At 65.5% G+C, this 18,391-nt stretch carries 13 protein-coding genes; 3 read left to right on the top strand and 10 right to left on the bottom strand.

Features of this window, described 5'->3' with window-relative positions; all coding sequences use genetic code 11:
• Positions 1-56: 56 nt before the first annotated feature.
• The 4 genes from P5W98_RS24165 to P5W98_RS24150 all read right to left on the bottom strand — a co-directional run bounded on the left by P5W98_RS24165 (position 57) and on the right by P5W98_RS24150 (position 6,687).
• Positions 57-2,618, bottom strand: coding sequence for a glycosyltransferase family 4 protein (locus P5W98_RS24165; RefSeq protein WP_421025603.1), 2,562 nt, complete (start codon positions 2,616-2,618; stop codon positions 57-59).
• Positions 2,615-4,081, bottom strand: coding sequence for a flippase (locus P5W98_RS24160; protein WP_421025604.1), 1,467 nt, complete (start codon positions 4,079-4,081; stop codon positions 2,615-2,617). The genes P5W98_RS24165 and P5W98_RS24160 overlap by 4 nt, the downstream gene beginning before the upstream one ends.
• Before the next feature lie 74 nt (positions 4,082-4,155).
• A complete protein-coding gene (locus P5W98_RS24155) occupies positions 4,156-6,366 on the bottom strand; it encodes a hypothetical protein (RefSeq protein WP_421027015.1) in 2,211 nt (736 codons plus the stop codon).
• A 111-nt stretch (positions 6,367-6,477) separates the two neighbouring features.
• On the bottom strand, positions 6,478-6,687 hold the full coding sequence (locus P5W98_RS24150) for a hypothetical protein (RefSeq protein ID WP_421025605.1): 210 nt from the start codon (positions 6,685-6,687) through the stop codon (positions 6,478-6,480).
• A gap of 96 nt (positions 6,688-6,783) precedes the next feature.
• On the opposite strand from P5W98_RS24150, the gene P5W98_RS24145 reads away from it, so the two are divergent.
• The 3 genes from P5W98_RS24145 (at position 6,784) to P5W98_RS24135 (ending at position 9,915) form a co-directional block, all read left to right on the top strand.
• Positions 6,784-7,863, top strand: a complete 1,080-nt coding sequence (locus P5W98_RS24145) for an acyltransferase family protein (RefSeq protein ID WP_421025606.1) — start codon at positions 6,784-6,786, stop codon at positions 7,861-7,863.
• Positions 7,864-7,928: 65 nt separating this feature from the next.
• A complete protein-coding gene (gene gmd, locus P5W98_RS24140; RefSeq protein ID WP_421025607.1) occupies positions 7,929-8,972 on the top strand; it encodes a GDP-mannose 4,6-dehydratase in 1,044 nt (347 codons plus the stop codon).
• Positions 8,959-9,915 carry an NAD-dependent epimerase/dehydratase family protein gene (locus P5W98_RS24135; RefSeq protein WP_421025608.1) on the top strand — a complete coding sequence of 319 codons (957 nt, stop codon included), beginning with the start codon at positions 8,959-8,961 and terminating at the stop codon, positions 9,913-9,915. Before gmd ends, P5W98_RS24135 begins: the two co-directional genes overlap by 14 nt.
• A gap of 82 nt (positions 9,916-9,997) precedes the next feature.
• Here the strand turns inward: P5W98_RS24135 and P5W98_RS24130 are convergent, their stop codons facing one another.
• The 6 genes from P5W98_RS24130 to P5W98_RS24105 all read right to left on the bottom strand — a co-directional run bounded on the left by P5W98_RS24130 (position 9,998) and on the right by P5W98_RS24105 (position 18,386).
• Entirely contained in the window at positions 9,998-11,167 is a 1,170-nt protein-coding gene (locus P5W98_RS24130; RefSeq protein WP_421025609.1) for a glycosyltransferase family 4 protein, read from the bottom strand.
• A 14-nt stretch (positions 11,168-11,181) separates the two neighbouring features.
• Positions 11,182-12,414, bottom strand: coding sequence for a glycosyltransferase family 4 protein (locus tag P5W98_RS24125; protein WP_421025610.1), 1,233 nt, complete (start codon positions 12,412-12,414; stop codon positions 11,182-11,184).
• Positions 12,411-13,817: a glucose-6-phosphate isomerase gene (locus tag P5W98_RS24120; RefSeq protein ID WP_421027016.1), complete on the bottom strand. Its 1,407-nt coding sequence runs from the start codon at positions 13,815-13,817 to the stop codon at positions 12,411-12,413. Before P5W98_RS24120 ends, P5W98_RS24125 begins: the two co-directional genes overlap by 4 nt.
• Before the next feature lie 134 nt (positions 13,818-13,951).
• Entirely contained in the window at positions 13,952-15,139 is a 1,188-nt protein-coding gene (locus tag P5W98_RS24115; RefSeq protein ID WP_421025611.1) for a glycosyltransferase, read from the bottom strand.
• A 54-nt stretch (positions 15,140-15,193) separates the two neighbouring features.
• On the bottom strand, positions 15,194-16,120 hold the full coding sequence (locus P5W98_RS24110; RefSeq protein WP_421025612.1) for a glycosyltransferase family 2 protein: 927 nt from the start codon (positions 16,118-16,120) through the stop codon (positions 15,194-15,196).
• A 34-nt stretch (positions 16,121-16,154) separates the two neighbouring features.
• A complete protein-coding gene (locus P5W98_RS24105; protein WP_421025613.1) occupies positions 16,155-18,386 on the bottom strand; it encodes a polysaccharide biosynthesis tyrosine autokinase in 2,232 nt (743 codons plus the stop codon).
• Positions 18,387-18,391: the final 5 nt, after the last annotated feature.

Genomic DNA, 18,391 nt, shown 5'->3' with positions numbered 1-18,391 from the left:
CCATGGCCCCGCTCTTGTCGTCGTTCTTCAACGGCGCTGCAGCGCTTTCGCGAAACCTATCGCGCGCGCGTCACAACCCCATCCAGCACGCGGCCGACCGCCTCCACATACTGCTCCTTACCGAAGCGCTCCCGCGCCACGGCAAGGCCATTTTGCGCAAGCCGCTCGCGCAGCGTCTCGTCATCGCGCAGCGCGGAAAGCGTGCGCGCAAGCTCTTGCGCGTCGCCCGGCGTGCAGAGCAAGCCGCTCTTGCCATGCTCGACGATCTCTTTCACGCCGCCATCGCGCGAGGCCACCACGGGCCGCTGCGCGAGCATGCCTTCCACCACGACGCGGCCAAACGGCTCCGGTGTGATCGAGGTATGCGCGATCACGTCCATCGCGCGCATGCAGGCCGCAATGTCGTGCCGGAAGCCCAGGAAGTGAACCCGGCCGGTGAGCCCGCGCGCGGCCACGAATTCGCGCAGTTCCTGCGCATAGGCGTCTTCGCCGAACAGCGGCGCGCCGACCAACACAGCATGTGCGCGCGGCTCGAGCAGCAGCGCTTCGAGCAGCACGTGCTGCCCCTTCCAGCGGGCAAGCCGGCTGAACGCCCCTACCAGAAACGCGTCTTCCGGCAAACCGATCTGCGCGCGCAACTGCGCCTGCGGCACCCGCGCGAGCGCGCGGAACGGCGACTCGTCCACGCCGTTGTGCACGACGTCGATGCGCCGCGAGTCGAAATGCGTGAGCTCCGAAAACACCTGAGCCGAAGCGTGGGAGTTCGCGATCACATGCGCGAGGCCCAGCTTCGCGCAGCCCTTGATGACCGCGCGCTGCACGCGCCCGAAGTGCTCGTCGCTCACGATATCGCGCAGATGCCAGACCACAGGCTTGCGCGCGAGCTTGCCCGCCAGCACGCCGATCACCATCGCGCGCTGTGTGTTGGCGTAGAGCACGTCGACGCCGCGTGCACGCCTGCGCGTCTCGCGCACGAGCGCGGCAATGCCCGCGAGCACGCCGAATTTCGGCACCGCGCCGCCGTCCCGGCGCACGTTGCGCAGCGCGCCGGAGTCGAGCACATCCACGCGCGCGCCAGCGGCGTCGAGCGCCTCGCGAAACGGCCCATCGTTGAACAGCAGCACTTCGATGCGCGCACGCAGCCCCTTCACCACTTCCAGCAGCGAAAGCTCCGCGCCGCCCAGCACGCCGCTCTGGTCGATCGCCAGGACGCGGGGCGCATTCTGAGCCGCGGGGTGTCCGCCTTCGTCATCGTCACCGCCCGAGCTGGACGTATCGGATGGATGTTGCGCATCGGAAACTTTCGGCGCGCCAGCGCGCGGCAGCCCAGCCTCGGCGATAGCCGGCACGGCCCGCGCCACGCGCGCGAAGAATTGCTCGCGGAAATGCGTCGCTGAAAAACGCTCGGCATTCCCGCGGCAATCCTCGGCGCGAAACTGCTTCGGATCGCGCTCGAACGACTCGACGGCCGCAATGATCGACTCGGCGCGCTGCTCCTCGAAGAACAGCCCCGTGGGGCGCGAACCCGAATCGCGCACGGTCTCGAGCGCGCCGCCCTTGCCGTAGGCGATCACGGGGGTGCCGCAGGCCTGCGCTTCCACGACCGAGATGCCGAAATCCTCCTCGGCCGCGAACACGAATGCCTTCGCGCGGCGCATGCGATCGTGCAGCACCGAGAACGGCTGATAGCCCATCACCTCGACGTTCGGGCCGGCTTTCGCACGCACCTTCTGCATGTCGGGACCATCGCCGATCACCACGAGGCGCTTGCCCGGCATACGCGAGAACGCCTCCACGATGAGGTCGATTTTCTTGTATGGCACGAGCCGCGACGCGGTCAGATAAAAATCTTCCTTGTGCGTCTCGAGTTCGAACGAATCGACGTCGACGGGCGGATACACCACCTCGGCCTCGCGCTGATACACCTTGTGAATGCGCCGCGCGATGAACGACGAGTTCGCCACGAACTGATCGACCGAATTGGCTGTGCGCACGTCCCAGTTGCGGATGTAGTGAAGAATCAGGCGCGCGAGCATCGACTTCGGCCCGCGCGTGAGATGCGATTCCTGCAAATACTGGTGCTGGAGATCCCACGCGTAGCGGATCGGCGAATGCACGTAGCTGATGTGAAACTGGTCGGGGCCGGTCAGCACGCCCTTGGCCACCGCATGCGAGCTCGAAATCACCACGTCGTAGTCCGACACGTCGAGCTGCTCGATGGCGAGCGGCATGAACGGCAGATATGCGCGGTACTTCGTGCGCGCCTTCGGCAGGCGCTGGATGAACGACGTGGTGGCGCGCTTGCCGCGCAGGAACTTGCGGTCCTTCTCCTCGACGAAATCGACGACCGAGAACAGGTCCGCGTCGGGGAAACAGTCGATGATCTGCTCGAGCACGCGCTCGGCGCCCGCGTAGGTGACCAGCCAGTCGTGCACGATGGCCACGCGCGGCTTGCGGGTCGCGGCCCGCACGGGACTTGCCTCGTGCCGCGGACGCCGCGCGCTCGCAGTAGATTCGCCACGGACATCAGCGTGGATATCGGTGTGGGCATTGCGCCGTTGAGCGGGCGCGGGGGCGCTTTCGGACGGCGCCACTTCGTCGATCAATTCGTGACTCATGCGCTTTTCCGTAGGTTCAGACGAAACAGGAGGGAACGGGCGTAGCCGCGCAGCAGCGGCGTGGTGGCCACCGACCACACGCAGTTGGCCAGCGCCAGCACGACGCCCGCGCCGATCGCATAGATCGCGTCGGGCAGCCACCATGCAATCGCGAGTGCGGCGGCCAGGAAGCTCAGGTGTGCGAACATGTCGACCACGATGGTGCGGCTGTGAATGCGCGAGAGCCACAGCAGCACGACGTAGTCGAACAAGGCGCGGAACAGCACCGCCGCCGCCGCGCCGGGCAGGCCGAAGCGCGAGATGCCCAGCCACAGCAGGCCGGCGTAAAGCGGCAGTTCGATGAGGCCCACGCGCGCGGCGGCGGCAGGATTGTTCTGCGACTGGATCAGGATGCGCGTGACGCCCGCCTGCCCGATCAGCCAGACGGCGACGATCAGGAAACGGCCGACCGGCGCGCCGTGCCCCGCGATCACGGGGCCGACCCACACGCGCAGGAAGGGCTCGAGCACCACGATTGCGCCGATCGCCACAGGCGTGAAGACCGCATTGAGAAACTGCAGCGACTGCGCCGCGATTTCATCGGCATGCTCGCGGTGCAGCGCCGAAAGACGCGGGAACAGCGTGCGCACGAGCGCGTTGGGCACCATGTTCAGGCGCGTCACGAGGTTCTGCGGCACCGTGTAATAGGTGACGAAGCGCGCGCCCATGCCCGCGCCCAGCATCATGCGGTCGAGCGAATCGGCAACCATCGTCGTGACGCTGGAGACCAGCATCCAGCCGCCGAAATTGAACAGTGCCTTCGAGGTGTCGAAGCGCGGCCCGCGCACATGCCTGATGCCGAGCACGCGCAGCGCCGAGCGGCCGAGCAGCAGGCCCGCGAACAGGCGCGCGAGCACGGCGGCGGCCAGCACGGTCTGCAGGTTCGGCCCGAGCGCCCACGCGGCCGCGAGCGGCAGCAGCTGGAACAGGAAGGTGCCCAGCGTCTGGTTGGTGTTGTAGATGCCGAAGCGCTCTGCACCGTTGATGGCGCCCGCGAACACCCATGAGACATTCGCAATGGGAATCGCCACTGCGAGCCACGGCAGCGCGAGATAGACCTCGTGGCGCAGTTCCGGCGTCACGTGCGTGAAGTAAGCGGTATAGAGCGCACCACCCGAGTAGATCAGCAGGCCGCCCACTGCGCCGGTAATGAAGTTGAGCCAGAACGCACTCCAGAACACGCGCTCGCAGGCGTCGGTGTCTTTCGATGCATAGGCCTTCGAAATATGGTTCTGCGCGGCCATGCTCATGCCCAGATCGAGCACGCTGAAATAGCCGATCAGCGTCCACACGAGCGCAATCACGCCGTAGCGATCGACGCCCAGCAGCTTGATGTATGTCGGCACCGTGACCAGCGACACGAAGGTCGGCAGCACGAGGCCAAACAGATTGATCGCGACGTTGCGCAGTATTCCTTTGTCCATATGTGTTCCGTAGCGTGCGGCGCGGCGTGCAATGGCCTGCCCGCGTGCGGCCTGTCGAGGCCTCTCCAGACCAATCAGGCCGGCTTCCAGCGGTACATCATCACTTTGCCGCGCGCATCTTCTTCAACGAAGATCAGGTATTCGCCATTGGGCTGACGGCTCGCGGTAATGCCGAAAGGCACGTCCACCCAGCCCGAGGTATTGCCGACTTCCGCGCCTGGACCGAACGTGCCGATCTCTTTCGCGCTGTCCTTGTCGAAAACGTGGACCTTGCCCGCGGGCTCGACCATGAATACGTACTGTCCTTCCACGGTGACGCCTGCCGGCGTGACCGGCGGCCTGGCCTTGGGATCCCAGGGCAGATGCAGCAGCCAGGCCTGCTGCGGGTTGCCGCTCGACCACTTGTCGTAGCGCACCAGCACGCGGCCCGCCTCCTTCACGAAGCCCGGGTCGTGCGGCGCGTCGGCGGTGTAGCCCGCCACATAAAGCGAATCGGTTTTCGGCTCGTAAATCGCGCGATGCACCTCGGTAAACGGCGCGGGCATCGGGTACTGATCGCTCTTGTCATACGAGTAGATCGGGTTGCCCTTCGCGTCGATGCCGCCGAAGCGAAAGCGCGTGATGCCCTTGTTGTCGCGCGCGCGCCAGATGTCGCCGCGCGTGTCGATCCACCAGCCCCAACCACCGGCGAGGTGGCCCGGGCCCGGATACCGCGTGAACTCGCCGGAGTCGAACGCCCCGTTGGCGTTGGCGTCGCGCCAGATCCAGTCGCCGCCTGGCGGGGCGTTCGGAACCTTCTGCACGGGCCGCGCGCGCCCTGCGATGAATCCCGAGGGAATCGCGGTCTCACCGTCGCGCTGCGGATCGAAGCGGTAGATCTTCAGGTGATCCGCATACATGTCGGTGAGATAGAGGAACGTGCGGCCGTTCAGCTGGCGCGCGGTCGGCAGGCCCGGCCACATGTCGCCGTTGAACACCGGGTCCTGCGGGTACTTGAAGCGATTGGAGAGGAACCCTACGTATTTCCAGTCCTGCCCCGGCGGCTTGGAAAGATCGAGCTCGAAGCGCTTGTTGCCGGTATAGACGCTATTGGGCCGCGACGGGTCCACCCACGCGCCGTCCACGAACAGCAAACCCTCCACGTTCCAGAGGCGCTTGCCGGCGGGCGTATAGCTTTCGAGCGTCGCGCCCAGTCCCGCGCCGATGGAGCCGTGGCGCGGGCCGATGCCGTTGGTCGACACGTAGATGTTGCCCTTCGCGTCGGTGCCCACGCCGGTCAGGCCATTGAAGCGGCTCGGCCCCGGCCGGCCCACATCGTTCGACGAGCCCGAGAAAATGCCGCCGCGCTCGCCGAGCGTACCGCTCGGCTTGTAGCCGCCACCCTCGCGCGAGTATATGAGGATCTGCTGGCGCGGGCCGTTGTCCGCCACCAGAATGCGCTGCGCAGGATCCACGGCCACATCCACGGGCACCGAATCGGCAGGCAGCTCGATCGTGTTCGGGAGCGGCTTGCCGTCGCCCGAATAGTGCGCGATGCGCGGCTTCGAACCGGTCACGCTGTCCGTGATCACCCACAGCGAGCCGTCGCCCGCGATCGCGATCTTGCCGGGCTCGTGCACCTCGAATTCCGACTTGCGCTGCATGGCGTTCGCGTCGTACATCTCAACGCGATTGGCCGTGGTGTGGCTCACGTAAAGCAGCGAGTCGGTGGCCGCGAGGCCGCCCACCTCGGCAGGCGCGCCGAGGTCGGGATGCGAGACGGCCGGCAGATCGGCAATCTTGAGGAAGGCGCCCGCGAGCTGCGCGTGCGGATTGACCGGATCGGGCGAGGGCTGGAAGGCCGCCGCGCGCTTCGGCTCGTCGATCGGACGGCGCGTGACGCCGTACCATTGGCGCCCCTTTTCCGGCCAGATACCGGGCCCGATCAGATGCCCGCGTTCGTTGCCCACGGCCACGGCTGCGTACAAAAAGCGGCTGTTCACTGCCACCGCGTTGCCGCCGTATCCGCCCCAGCCATGGGTGCCGCCAGCAAAGCCCAGCATCTTGCCGTCCTGATACGCGCTGATTTCAGCGCCACTCTCATCCCAGGGCGCGTCGGTGTAGACCTTGCCCTCGGGCGTCACGGCGATGGCGGTGATATTGATTTGCGTCCACGTACCCTGGCCGTTGCCAAACGTGTTGCCGATCCACGATGTCGTTACATTGAGTTGCGGCGCGGCGAGGGTCTGTACCGAAGAGGTGCAAACGAACGCACTGAGTGCTGCGAGCGCCAGCGTCCTGCGCATACGGCGGTCGGGAATCGGAAACGGCAAGGCAATTCCTCCGGTCGGGTGAATCCGACTGGATCATGCCGTACATTCATGAAGAAAAATCGCTCCACAAAAAGCGAAAATAATTCAAAAAAATTCAGTATTCGCCGGGCCTGCCTGTTCGGATGCGAAATAAATCGCCGCGCCGCGCGCCAAGGCCCGTGCGGCGGGCCTGGCGCGATCTCGTCCCGTTTTCCGAAAGGAAACCGCAATGCCGCCGCAACGAAATTGTCGCCACATCGTCGCTGCATTGTCGCAATAGCCCAGAACATATTCAACCAATCCAATTGCTTTCATTTTAAAAATCACCAGCCAATATATTTCGGCTTTTTGACCATTTAATTCTTTTTAAAATGAATCGGCCTGTGCATGCATGAAACAACCGGATAGCCGATGACCGTAAACAGCCTCGCCAGCCCGCCGCAACACTCCCACCGTATCGTCCAGCTCGATGGCCTGCGCGCCTTCGCCGTGCTCGCCGTGTTCGCGCAGCATGCATTGCGCGCGCCGCTCTGGATGGGTGTCGACCTGTTCTTCGTGCTGAGCGGCTTTCTCATCACCGGCATCCTGCTGGAGCGCAAGGCGCGCGGCCAGTCGTACTTCAGCTACTTCTACGCACGCCGCGTGCGCCGCATCCTGCCGCCGTACATCCTGCTGATGATTGTCTCGTCGCTGCTATTCGGTTTCGGCTGGGCGCACTATTGGCCGTGGTACGCGTTCTTCGCAACCAATATCGGTGACGCGCTGGGCCAAAGCGGCCACGACAGCCTCAACATTCTCTGGTCGCTCGCGGTCGAAGAGCAGTTCTACATCTTCTGGCCCTTCGTAGTGCTGCTGCTGCCGCAGCGCATGCTCGCCGTGGTGGCCGCCGCGCTCGTGCTGGCCGTGCCGGTGCTGCGCGCCATCGCGACGCCATGGTTCGACTCGTTCTGGCCCATTTATTACCTCACGCCGTTCCGCATGGACCTGCTCGCAATGGGCGCGCTGCTCGCCGTGCTCGTGCGGCGCGAGCGCAATGCGCTCGATCCCTTCAAAGTGCCGGCGGCCATTCTGTTCTTTGCCGCGCTCGCCGTGCTCGCGTGGCTGCATCTGCATTACCCGCGTTTTCGCGCCGCCAACACGCCGCTCTCGAACGCCCTGCTCTACAGCGTGTCGCTCGTGCTGTGCACGTCCACAGTCGTGTTCGCGCTGCAGTCCAAGGGCTTCGTCAAGCGCCTGCTCTGCAATCCGGTGCTGGTCTACATCGGGACCATCAGCTATACGATCTACCTGATTCACCTCACGATTCTCTATGCGGTGTGGCCGCTCCATTACAGCCGCCCCGTGAGCGCCGCCATCGCACTCGCCCTCACGCTCGCCTACGCGAGCGCCAGCTGGTTTCTCTTCGAAAAGCGTCTCACGCGCGGCCCGCGCCGCCGGCAATCGCACCAGGCCACCGTGGCCAGCGTGAGCGCTCCGACCTCGCAGTCCTGATTCCCGATCCGATAAACGATAAACGTGCTCCGAATCCACGTTCGCTATTTCAAAGGTACCGACACATGAACGAACGACGCAAAGCGATCATCACCGGCGTATCCGGCCAGGACGGCGCCTATCTGACCAAACTGCTGCTCGACAAGGGCTATCAGGTGGTCGGCACCTACCGGCGCACCAGTTCGGTCAACTTCTGGCGCATGAACGAACTCGGCGTCACGGATCATCCTTCGCTCGAACTCGTCGAGCACGATCTCACCGACGCGGGCTCGACGCTGCGCCTGCTCGAACGTGCCCAGGCGGGCGAAGTCTACAACCTCGCCGCGCAAAGCTTCGTGGGCGTGTCGTTCGACCAGCCGGTGACCACGGCCGAAGTGACCGGCGTCGGCGCATTGAACCTGCTCGAAGGCATTCGCGTGATCAACCCGAAAATGCGCTTCTACCAAGCTTCGACCTCCGAAATGTTCGGCAAGGTGCAGGCCGTGCCGCAGCGCGAAGACACCCCGTTCTACCCGCGCAGCCCGTATGGCATCGCCAAGCTGTTCGCGCACTGGTCCACGGTCAACTACCGCGAGTCCTATGACATCTTCGCGACCAGCGGCATTCTCTTCAATCACGAGTCGCCGCTGCGCGGCCGCGAGTTCGTGACGCGCAAGATCACCGACGCCGTCGCGAAGATCAAGCTCGGCAAACAAAACGTGCTCGAACTGGGCAACATGGACGCCAAGCGCGACTGGGGCTACGCCTCCGAATACGTGGAAGGCATGTGGCGCATGCTGCAAGCCGACGATCCGGACACCTACGTGCTCGCCACGGGCCGCACCGAAACCGTGCGCGACTTCGTGACGATGGCGTTCGCGGCAGCGGGCTTCCAGCTCGAATGGTCGGGCCGCGCCGAGCGCGAAATCGGCGTGGACATCGCCACGGGCCGCACGCTGGTGCGCGTGAGCCCGCGCTTCTACCGCCCCGCCGAAGTCGATCTGCTGATCGGCGACGCGAGCAAGGCGCGCAGCAAGCTCGGCTGGGAACCGCAAACCTCGCTCGAGCAACTGTGCCAGATGATGGTCACCGCCGATCTCACGCGCAACGAGCGACATGACACGTTCTAACGATCAACCTCGCGCGCGCCGTGCACTCATCACGGGCGTGGGCGGCTTCTCGGGCCGCTACATGGCCGCACGCCTGGCCGCGGACGGCTACCGCATCTGGGGCACCGTGCGGGCCGGGGAACCCGTCGACGCCACGGGCGTGACGGGCGGCATCACGCCGCTCGCCGCCGACCTGCTCGACCCCGAAGCGCTCGCGCACGCAGTGGAAACGGTGCAGCCCGACGCGGTCGTGCATCTCGCAGCCGTGGCGAACGTCGCCAATGGCGACGTTGCGCGCACCTATGTCGTCAATGTGGTGGGTACCCGCAATCTGCTCGACGTGCTCGCGCGCCAGCGTCATGTGCCGCGCGCCGTGCTGCTCGCGAGCAGTGCGAACGTCTATGGCAACGCCACGCCCGGCGTGATCGACGAAGCGGTGCCCCCGCAGCCAGCGAACGATTACGCCGTGAGCAAGCTCGCGATGGAATACGTCGCGAAGCGCTGGAACGCACAGTTGCCGCTGGTGATCGCGCGGCCGTTCAATTACACGGGCGTGGGCCAAAGCACCGACTTTCTGCTGCCCAAGATCGTCGAGCACTACGCACGCGGCGACCGCTCGATCTCGCTCGGCAACACCGAGGTCAGCCGCGACTTCTCCGACGTGCGCGACGTGGTGGATGCTTACGCGAAGCTCATTGCGGCGGCGCCTCGCGGCGAGACGGTCAATGTCTGCTCGGGCACCGGCTGGACGCTCGGCGAAGTGCTTGCGATGCTTTCACGTATCGCGGGTTATGCGATCGAGGTCAAGGTCGATCCGCGATTCGTGCGTGCGAATGAAGTTCGGCACCTGGTCGGGTCGAACGCGAAGCTGCGATCGATTGTGGGGGACGCGGCGCGTACGCCTATCGAGGGGACGTTGCGATGGATGTATGAGGAGGCGCGCAAGCGGTTGAATACGGCCTGATTCCGCCGATTCGCTTTACTCTTCTTCCCCCTGCACTGCTAATAACCGCCGCCCTTCCGGGCGGCGGTTTCATTTCTGCGCTTCAATGCACGCCATTGGCAGCTGCAATCGCCTCCGCATAAACATCAGCCACACGCCTGGCAATCACGGCGTTATCGAAATTCTCCCGCGCATAGGTCTTGCAAGCCTCTTCATCGGGCAGCTTGATGCGCCCAGAGAACGCAGCATCGATCCCTTCGGCAATCGCGGCGGCGCCAGTTTCCGGCAACACGAGATCCTGCGAGAGCCCGGCCACGGCTTCGGGCAAACCGCCCACCGGCGTAACCAGCACGGGGGTGCCAGCCGAAAGCGACTCCACTGTGATCAAGCCAAAACCTTCCAGTGCCACCGTAGGCACGACGCTCAAAGTCGCAGCGCGATAAAGCGAAGGCAACTGCGCATCGGGCACGAACCCCAGCAACCTGACGTTATCGGTCAACCCTGCCTCATCGATACGCTGTTGCAACTCCGCTTCCAGACGCCCGCGCCCGGCAATCAGCAACAGCACATCAGGATGACGCTGCTTCACCACCTTGATCGCGTCGATCAAATCCTCCAGCCCCATGCGTCGCACGAGACGGCGCACAGCCAGCACGATCGGGCGATTCTGCGGCAATTGCAGACGTAGACGCGCCTCGGCGCGCGTGCAGGCGGGATCGAACTGAGCAGTATCCACGCAACCCGGCACGATGCGCACGCGCTCGGGCGAAATCGCATAGCGCTTCGTGAGAATGTCGCCGAACGCCTTCGACAGCACAATAAGCCGCGACGATCGTTCGTACACCGATTGTTCCAGCGAATGCTTGATGCGCTGGCTCAGCGTGGCCGCGCCCTCGACAAAACTCTCATCGGCCCACGGCCCCTGAAAATGCGAGACTTGCGGAATACCGCGCGTCACATCAAGCCCCGGAAACGTATAAAGCGCGAAGTGCGAGGAAATCACATCGGGCCGATGGCTTTGAATCTCGCGACGCAGCGCGCGCCGCGCATCCATCAAGCGAAACGGCAGCGAACGCGCCGCCGAGCCGAATCCATTGATCGCTCCGTTGCTGTCCTCGGCCACCTTGGGGGAGCCGGCCACCACGCCGCGCACCCTCACGCCCGCGCCGGGCAGCGCCCCCACGAGCGAGTAATACATGCGGTCGAGCCCGCCCGCACGTTCCGGAAACCAGTGCATGCCGATCTGTAGCGATTGGATGGAATGTTTCGTCATCTTTTATCCTTGTTTCAGGGAGTCTCGGCACGTTGCAGCGTCTGGCCGCCATGCAGCGGCGCCCCCGCGAAGCCACGCTCGGTGCCCCGTGATTCGTTGCGCACAGTGGCGCCCGCGTCGCCCGCCAACTGGCGATAGAGCGCGATGTATTGCGCAGCCATGCGTGCCCAGCCGAATTCGCCCGCGAGCGTCGCGGCGGCCTCGCCCATGGCGAGGCGGCGCGGCGTGTCGGCGGCGAGTTGCAGGATGGCGCTCGCCAGCGCCGGCGCGTCATCCGGATCGTCCAGCACGATGCCGCAATCGGGCGTGATGATTTCCGCCCCGCCCGCCGTCTGCGCGGTGACCACGGGCAGGCCCGCCGCCATCGCTTCCAGCAGCGAGAGGCTCATTGCTTCGTAGCGCGAAGGAAATACATAGGCGTCGACACTGCGCATCAGCACCGGCATCTCGCGCACCAGCCCGAGAAAATGTACGCGAGAGGCAATGCCCAGCTCGCGCGCCATCTCCGGGTACGGGCTGCCTGGCAGGTAGCCCGCCACCGCCAGATGCACGCGCTCGGGCAGTTGCTTGAGCGCCTGCAGCACGGTGCCGAGATTCTTGCGCGGCGTGCGCAGATCGCCCACGAACAGCAGGAAGAATTTGTCTTCCGGCAGTTTGAACTTCTCGCGGTCGGCGCTGGCCGAGGCGAAGCCGCGCGTGTCCACGCCGTTGTAGATCACGTCGAGCCGCTCGACGGGGTTGCCGCCCGAGGCGACGATCTCGTCGGCGACCTTGCGCGACACGGCTGCAATCACGCGTGAGCGCCGGTAGGCCCAGCGCTCGAGCACCGCATTCGCACGCGTGTAGATGAACTGGTACGCCGACCATACCCCGCGCGTGAGCCCGAACGGGTAATACTTGCTGCGTCCCCAGCCGCCATGCACGAAGTGCGCGGTGTTGACGTCGGCATGGGCCCAGGTGATGAAGCCATTCACATGCAACACGTCGTATTCGCGGCGATGGCGGCGCAGCCACAGCGCGCTCTTGAGCGCGAACACCTGCTGGCGCAGCAGATTCGTGGGCCACAGGCGCGAAGGCTGCACCGGCACCCACTTCACTTTCGGATGCGCCGCCAGTTCCGGCGCGACATGCGAAGCCACTAGCGTGACCTCGAATCCTTCGTCGAGGGCCGCGCGCGCGATTTCATGATTGACGCGCCCCTGGCCGTCGTTGTGGCGCACCACATGCGTGACGATTGCGACTCTCAATCGGAGACCTCCATGTTGCGGGTCTGGAGGCGAGTCAGCTTGCTCCAGTGTCCCGCGCTGAGAATGGAAAACACACTCGAAAACAGCAGCAGACCGCCCGTGCCGACCAGCGAGTTAGTGAACACGAGCATCGCAAAGATCGACACCGTAAGGCTCAGGCACGCGCACACATAGCGGTCCTCGGGCATGCGCAGCGAGATGCGCACGGCGCGCACGATGAGCCACAGCACGCCGGACAGATACATCAGCGTGCCGGGCCAGCCGAGCACGAACGGTATGTTCATCACGCCGCTGTCGAAACTGCCGTACTGGCCGAGCTGGCCGTTGCTGCTGGAAAGCTTGGTCGATGCGCCGGTGGCGCCCAGGCCCTCGCCGGTCACGTCAGTGAAGGCCTTTTTCGCGAAGTCGGCGTAAAACTGGTTACGCGCTGCGTAGCTCTGGTCGTCCTTCAGGTTCACGAGCGTGTCGAGACGCTGCTGCATGCGCTCGGCCACCGGGCCGAAGGTGAGCAGCGGCACGCACACGCCCGCGAGCACGAGCGCGCTCACGATGATGCGGATGCGCACCTTGTTGTTCGACTTCGCCAACTGGATCACCATCGCGAGCGCCCAGCCGCCCCAGGTCGAGCGCACCAGCGACAGCGCGAACGAGAAGAAGCCGAACGCGGCAGCCACCCAGCGCACCCGATGCTTCGCGGCCATCACGAGCACCATTGCGCCCATCATCGCGAAGGCGAACGGGCCCGACGAATTCATCGTGCTGAACACGCGCACGCCGAGCGGCACCGGATCGCCCTGCGAGTTCATGTCCGAGCCGATCATCCACATGGCGTCCCACGGCGGCATGATGAAGAACTGCACGAGACCGTAGGCGCCCATCACGAGCATGCCGTAAATGAAGGTGTTCACGATGGTCTCGCGGCACTCGGGATACTGGCGCGTGAGGACCATGATGTGAAAGCCGATCAGGATCGGATAGATCCAGTTCGCGAGGTCATAGACAGCGGCAGCCGGGCCGCTCGCGACCACGCCCACCACGAATGCATAGCCGATGCCGAGCAGCGTGAGCACGATCGGCAGTCCACGGCGCTGCGCGAGCACCGGGTAGTAGCGCAACAGCGACAGCCCGCTGATCATCGTGACCGCGAGCGGCGCGACCTGAATCAGGCTCGTGGGCGTGAAGCCGCCCTTGCCGAAGTCGGCGAGGCGGCGCACTTCGGGGCTCAGGAACCACAGCCACCACATGAAGCCTATATAACGGACCGGATTCACGAAGTAGAGCCAGAAGCCCACGGCAATGGCGAGCACCGGAAACGCGAGCGTGAGCACCGTGCCCTGGTGCGCGAGAATCAGCAATACGGTGAAGCCCCACAGCGCGACCACGGGCAGCGTGTCGCGGTCCATCGCGCGGCGCAGCGCCGAACGCTGGCGCGGCGCAGGCGCTGCAGGCGCCGCCTGCCTGAGCGGTGCGTTGACGCGCGGGACAGGCTGGCGTGGAGCCGGAGCGGGTGCGGGAGCAGCGGACGGAATACGCATGATTACACCCGGCCTGCGGTCTGCTTCACAGCCTGCCGTGCCGCCTGCCCCGCAGGCTGTCCCATCGGATGCTCGCCCGCATGCGCGTGCGCATGATGCGGCACGCGCGGATCGCGCTCGCGCATCATCTCGCGCGTGAGCTGCGCGTGCTGACGCGCGAAATTCTCGGTGGTGAGATCGCGCGTAGTGAGTTGCTCGCAAGCCTCGCGTGCCTGAGCGAGCGCACGCGCGGGATCGTCGACGAGTGCATTCACGGCATCGCGCAGCTGCTCCGTGTTGAACGGCTCGACGTAGAACGCGGCCTTTTCGTCGAAGTAATCTTCGAGCGCGCCCACCTTCGTCACGATCATCGGCTTGCCGAGCGCCGCCGCTTCGAGCATCACGGTGATGCCCGATGCGTGCGTATTGGGCCGCAGCGGCACGACGATGATGTCCGCCCACTCATACAGCGCGTGCTGCTGCTGGATGCCGGACACGCGCACGATCTCCACGTTCGACGCGCGCGCCGAAGCCGGCATGCGTCTGCGCGTGGCGATGCGCACCTGATAGCGCGCGTCGTTGCCGAGCGCGCCCACGAGCGTGGTCCAGTCGCGGTCGCGGTCGTTGCCGATGCCAGCCACGCGCACGGGCGTATTCGGCTTCCAGTGCGAAAGCGGACGCAGCGGGAAATCCCTGGTGTTCAGGCCATACAGCACGTGACGCGCTTGACGGCCGAAAAAGTCGCCGCACAGCGCAGCGTTCTCGCTCGCGAGCGTGGTCAGCAAGTCGGCACGCTTGAGCAGGCGCTGATACAGCGCGCGGCGCAGTGCGCCGTAACCGGGCCAGCGGTCGAGCAGCCACACGCTCTGCGCGAGCAGCAGCGGCCGCGCGCCGCCCTTCTTCGCGTGCATCAGCAGCACCAGCGCCACGGCCAGATGTTCCTGCTCCGTGTGCGTCCAGATCACGTCCGAATCGAGAATCGCACGGCGATTGCGCCATGCGTGAATAAAGTCGAAGCCGAGCGCCGCCTTCAGCGCGCGGCGCACGAGACGCACTGGCGCGCTTTCGCTCACGTCCCGTGCGTAGTTGAGTGCGAATTCCGCCGACTCGGCGTGGTGATAGCCGTAAAGGGAGCCAATGTTCTCACCCTTGCGGTAACGGCGCGGATCGGCGCCATAAAAGAGGTGAACGTGGACTTGCGTACCGCTCATTCGAGGTCCTCCGTTGAATCGATTACAAAGTGCGCCAGAAGCACCTCAGTTGCTTCAGGCGATTGCGCGGCGTGCCTCGCGTGCGCCGCCGCGCACGGCGCGCCAGCGCGCGAACGCGGCCGCGGGCGAGCCGGCGCGCAATGCGCCTAGGCCCGTATGCAGCAGGCCCGGATACACCCGGCTGCCGATGAGCGCCCACCACCACCATGCGGCCTCGCGATGCAGCGGCGAAAGATTGCCGCGCAGGATGAGGTGGAAGTTGTAGGCGGCGTTGCGGATCGAGGCGAGCGTCTGCGCATTGCGCGGATCTTCGCCGGGCCTCGGCGCCGGAAAATGGTCGACGGCCACGCGCGGGTCGTACACGAGCTTCCAGCCCGCGCGCTTCACGCCCATGCTGAACGCCATGTCGTTATGCGTCTGCGCGCCGGTGCCGCGCAGGCGGCGGTCGAAGCGCAGATCGCCAATCGCGGCGCGCCGGTAGCTCATGTTCGCGCCCTTGAGCAGGTCGACTTCGCGCGCTTCGCCCACGCCCAGATGATGATTGCCGACGATGCGGCCCGAGGGCTGCACGCGCCCCACGAGTTCGCGTTCGCCGTCGAGCACGCGGCCATCCTCATGCACCCAGTCGCGGCCGCCGAGCGCGCCCAGCGTCTCGTCGGCTTCGAAATGCGCGGCGATGCGCGCAACCCAGTCGGCGTGCGGCGCGGCATCGTCGTCGGTGATGGCGATCACATCGCCCGTCGCCGCTTCGATGCCGCGGTTGAGCGCGGCCACCTGCCCCGGCTCGTCCACGATCGCGACCTCCACGTTGAGCACGCGAGGCGTCACGTGCTCCGCGAGGCAGGCGTGCGTGGCTTCGTCTTCCGCGCGCGCCACCACCACGATCTGCTCGGGCGTGCGCTCCTGACGCAGCAGCGCGGAGAGGCAGCGCGCCAGATCTTCAGGACGCCGATACGTCGGCACGAGCACGGTCACTTTCATCGCGCTTTTCTCCGTTATTATCAGGCGCTCAGGATCAGGCGCTCAGGTATTCCTGCACGGCTGCGTAGCCGTAGGCGTACTTGCCGTGCGCGCGCGCCGACACCCCGTTGAAGACCCCGCCGGTCACGTGCACGCCCGCGTTGCGCAGACGCTTGAGCGTATCGGCGATCTCGGCTTCCGTGTGGATGCCCGAACGCAGCACCAGGAACGTCGATCCCGCATGGCCGCTCAGGATCGCGGCATCGGTCACGGCCAGCACCGGCGGCGTGTCCACGAGCAGGATGTCGTAGCGCTTCGCGAGCCCTTCCAGATACTGGTTCAGGCGCGGCGACATCAGCAGCTCGGACGGATTCGGCGGACGGCGGCCGCACGAGATGAAGTGCAGGTTGTCCACTTCGGTCGCGCGAATCGCCTCGTCCAGCGAAATCTGGCCCGAGAGCAGCTCCGAGAAGCCATTGGCCTGCGAACCGCCCAAGTAACGCTCGAGCGCGCCGCGGCGCATGTCGCCGTCGATCATCAGCACACGCTTGCCCGAGTGGGCGAGCAGCACGGCCAGGTTCGCGGTGAGGAAGCTCTTGCCCACGCCCGGCACCGAACCGGTCAGGACAACGACGCGATTGCGCGCATCCGCCACGCTGAACTGCAGCGAGGTGCGCAGCGAACGCAGGCTCTCGACCGTGAGGTCCTTGGGCGCTGCATTCGCGAGCACTTCACGCAGACGCGTGCCGCCGCGCGTCGGGGCGCGCTTTTCGAGCGCGGCCTGCTCGGCCGAGAGCGGCACGAGGCCGTAGACGGGCAGATCGAAGGTACGCTCGATCTGGTCCGGATCGACGATGCCCTTGAACATGTTCCGGCGCATCAGCACGAAGCCGGTGCCGAGAATCAGGCCGAGCATCGTGGCCGCCGAGACGATGAGCAGCTTCTTCGGCTTCGAAGGCGCGCCCGGGCGCATCGCGGCGTCGACGATATGAACGTTGCCGCCCGTGCCCACGCGCTGCACCGAAAGCTCCTGAATGCGGTTGAGCAGCAGCACGTAGATGTCTTCCGCCACCTTCGCATCGCGCTGCAACTGCACGGCCTTCACTTCGGTGCCTGGCAGGTTGCGGAACTTGGCGTCGTACTTCGCGCGCTCGCCCTGCAATTGCGCGAGCTGCTGGCGCGCCGCGACGAGCACCGGGTGCTGGTCGCCGAAGCGCTGCTGGAGCGAGGCGATCTGCAATTGCAGCGCGGAGATCTGCTGCTCGTACTGCACGCTGCCGTCGAGGTAGATCTTGGCTTCGTCGCTCGCGTTGATCGAACCCGACTTGCTCTGATACGCGGTGAGCGCCGCTTCGGCGCGCTCGAGATCGGCCTTCAGGCGCGGCTGCTCGCTGCGCAGGAAGTCGAGCATCTTGCTTGCGTCGGCCTGCTTGCTCGCCACGTGCTCGCGCATATACGACTGCGCAATCGCGTTGGCGATATCGGCGGCCGCCTGCGGATCTTTGCCTTCGAGCGAGATGTCGATCACGCCCGTCTGCTTGCCCTGCTCCTGCACCTTGACGGCGCTCTGGAACGCCGAGACCGCGTCCAGATCGTTCAGGCGCATGACCTTGAAGCGCTCGCCCGGACGCGCCTTCAGTTCGTTCACGAGCAGCGTGACACCGCCGCCCTGCACGCGCTGGCCCACCGTGCCTTCGAGCAGGCGGCCGCCGTCGGGACCGGAAATCACGTAGCGGTTGTCGTCAAGCGCGGTCAGCGTGAGCTTCTTGCTCTCGAGCTCGGGCGCCACCTGGATCGAGTCGATGTTGAGCACCTCGCCGCCCCACGCGTAGTCCTTGAGGCCGAACCACGGACGCGCGGGCGAACCCGGCGTCGCGAGACGCGCGGCGAAGCTGCCGATGACCGGCAGCGAAACCGGCGCGGCCGTGAAGTTCAGCTTGAACTGCTTGACGACCGGCTCGAGCACGCTGCGGCTCTGGATCATCTGGATTTCGGCGTCGGTCGGCAGGCTGCCCTGCTGGCCGCTCGTGACGTTCGCGCCGGACTGCGTCTGCGTGAGCGCCTGGGACGTGTAGTCCTGCTGCTCGACGCGGACCTGCGTGTCGGCCGTATAAACTGGCTTGGCCACGAAGCAGTAGAACACCGCAGCGCCGATCACCACTGCCGCGATCATGATGAGCCAGCCGATGTCGTCGAAAATGACGCGCAGCAACTGGCCGAGGACGACGTCCTCTTCCTCTGTGCGGGCCGCCGGGGCCGGCTGACTGATAGCTTGTTGCGTACTCACGTTTC

It is taken from the genome of Paraburkholderia sp. A1BS-2L (assembly GCF_051125205.1).
GTDB lineage: Bacteria > Pseudomonadota > Gammaproteobacteria > Burkholderiales > Burkholderiaceae > Paraburkholderia.
Note: the sequence above shows the minus strand (reverse complement) of the source record. Positions and strands in the feature narration are given on the sequence as shown.